This window comes from Pedobacter sp. Leaf170 (assembly GCF_920984665.1).
In the GTDB taxonomy this organism is placed as follows: Bacteria; Bacteroidota; Bacteroidia; order Sphingobacteriales; family Sphingobacteriaceae; genus Pedobacter.
Genome location: NZ_CAKLBP010000014.1, coordinates 1 through 2,353 on the forward strand (window position 1 = coordinate 1; position 2,353 = coordinate 2,353).

The window sequence follows — 2,353 nt, forward strand, 5'->3', positions numbered from 1 at the left end:
AAAGAGGGATTAAGAAGAAAAAGGCGACGAAGAAATAAAATTTATTTTATTTGGAAGTTAAAAAAAGATTCTTACCTTTGCACTCCCAACCGAAAGGAAGGGTAAAAAAATCAGAACGGCGGATGTCGGGAAGATAGAAAAAACGAGATTGAAACGGAAGAAACTGAAGAGGGACGAATAAGACCATCAGAAACTGAAACCCGAAGATATATAAAAGGCCGCCGCGAGGTACCGGGCCGAACAAGTTCTTAAAAGAGATGTCAATGTAGCGCAAGCGAGGTAATGAAGTACGGATTCAAGTACAGAATACCGGAGCTTGATTTTAAAGTCAAATGTCTGACAGACATAATTAAAAAAAGAAGACTATTTTTAACGATAGTTAAAACTGGTCAGAATCTTACAACACATTTTACAATGGAGAGTTTGATCCTGGCTCAGGATGAACGCTAGCGGCAGGCCTAATACATGCAAGTCGAACGAGATTATCCAGCTTGCTGGATATGAAAGTGGCGCACGGGTGCGTAACGCGTATGCAACCTACCTTAATCAGGGGGATAGCCCGAAGAAATTCGGATTAACACCGCATAAAAACACAGGATAGCATTATCCAATGTTCAAATATTTATAGGATTAAGATGGGCATGCGTGTCATTAGCTAGTTGGCGGGGTAATGGCCCACCAAGGCGACGATGACTAGGGGATCTGAGAGGATGACCCCCCACACTGGTACTGAGACACGGACCAGACTCCTACGGGAGGCAGCAGTAAGGAATATTGGTCAATGGAGGCAACTCTGAACCAGCCATGCCGCGTGCAGGAAGACTGCCCTATGGGTTGTAAACTGCTTTTATCTGGGAATAAACCTTTCTACGAGTAGAGAGCTGAATGTACCAGAAGAATAAGGATCGGCTAACTCCGTGCCAGCAGCCGCGGTAATACGGAGGATCCAAGCGTTATCCGGATTTATTGGGTTTAAAGGGTGCGTAGGCGGCCTGTTAAGTCAGAGGTGAAAGACGGTAGCTCAACTATCGCAGTGCCTTTGATACTGATGGGCTTGAATAAACTAGAGGTAGGCGGAATGAGACAAGTAGCGGTGAAATGCATAGATATGTCTCAGAACACCGATTGCGAAGGCAGCTTACTATGGTTTTATTGACGCTGAGGCACGAAAGCGTGGGGATCAAACAGGATTAGATACCCTGGTAGTCCACGCCCTAAACGATGAATACTCGCTGTTAGCGATATACAGTTAGCGGCTAAGCGAAAGCGTTAAGTATTCCACCTGGGGAGTACGCTCGCAAGAGTGAAACTCAAAGGAATTGACGGGGGCCCGCACAAGCGGAGGAGCATGTGGTTTAATTCGATGATACGCGAGGAACCTTACCCGGGCTTGAAAGTTAGTGAATTATTCAGAGATGAATAAGTGAGCAATCACACGAAACTAGGTGCTGCATGGCTGTCGTCAGCTCGTGCCGTGAGGTGTTGGGTTAAGTCCCGCAACGAGCGCAACCCCTATGTTTAGTTGCCAGCATGTAATGATGGGGACTCTAAACAGACTGCCTGTGCAAACAGAGAGGAAGGAGGGGACGACGTCAAGTCATCATGGCCCTTACGTCCGGGGCTACACACGTGCTACAATGGATGGTACAGAGGGCAGCTAGCTAGCAATAGTATGCGAATCTCATAAAGCCATTCACAGTTCGGATTGGGGTCTGCAACTCGACCCCATGAAGTTGGATTCGCTAGTAATCGCGTATCAGCAATGACGCGGTGAATACGTTCCCGGGCCTTGTACACACCGCCCGTCAAGCCATGGAAGTTGGGGGTACCTAAAGTATGTAACCGTAAGGAGCGTCCTAGGGTAAAACCGATAACTGGGGCTAAGTCGTAACAAGGTAGCCGTACCGGAAGGTGCGGCTGGAATACCTCCTTTCTGGAGCAGAGTTGACTACTCGCTGCGCAACATGATACTCTAAAAAGTTATAGGTTTTAAGTTATAAGTTATACGTTGATAAGGCGTAAGACTACATAACAAACCAACCGGATAACAAAAAAACTAAAAAGAAACACCCAGAAGAAATGACGGTTGTCCCAATAACCAACAAGACATCGGCACTGACAGCTAGGTAAGCAAAGGAAGCGGTAGCGGTAATATACTAACCCGCAACAATAGCAGCCTAACAGAAAGTCCCGTAGCTCAGCCTGGTTAGAGCACTACACTGATAATGTAGGGGTCTCCAGTTCAAATCTGGACGGGACTACAAAATCAAATCCTTTGGGGGATTAGCTCAGCTGGCTAGAGCGCCTGCCTTGCACGCAGGAGGTCAACGGTTCGACTCCGTTATTCTCCACT

At 46.9% G+C, this 2,353-nt stretch carries 2 tRNA genes and 1 rRNA gene; all 3 read left to right on the forward strand.

From position 1 onward, the window contains the following. Positions 1–411: 411 nt before the first annotated feature. The 3 genes from LUA90_RS19375 to LUA90_RS19385 all read left to right on the forward strand — a co-directional run bounded on the left by LUA90_RS19375 (position 412) and on the right by LUA90_RS19385 (position 2,351). Positions 412–1,933, forward strand: a 16S ribosomal RNA gene (locus LUA90_RS19375). Positions 1,934–2,186: 253 nt separating this feature from the next. Beyond that, a tRNA-Ile gene (locus tag LUA90_RS19380) sits at positions 2,187–2,261 on the forward strand. Between the two features lie 16 nt (positions 2,262–2,277). Then, positions 2,278–2,351: transfer RNA gene (locus tag LUA90_RS19385), tRNA-Ala, on the forward strand. The last annotated feature ends 2 nt before the right edge of the window (positions 2,352–2,353 follow it).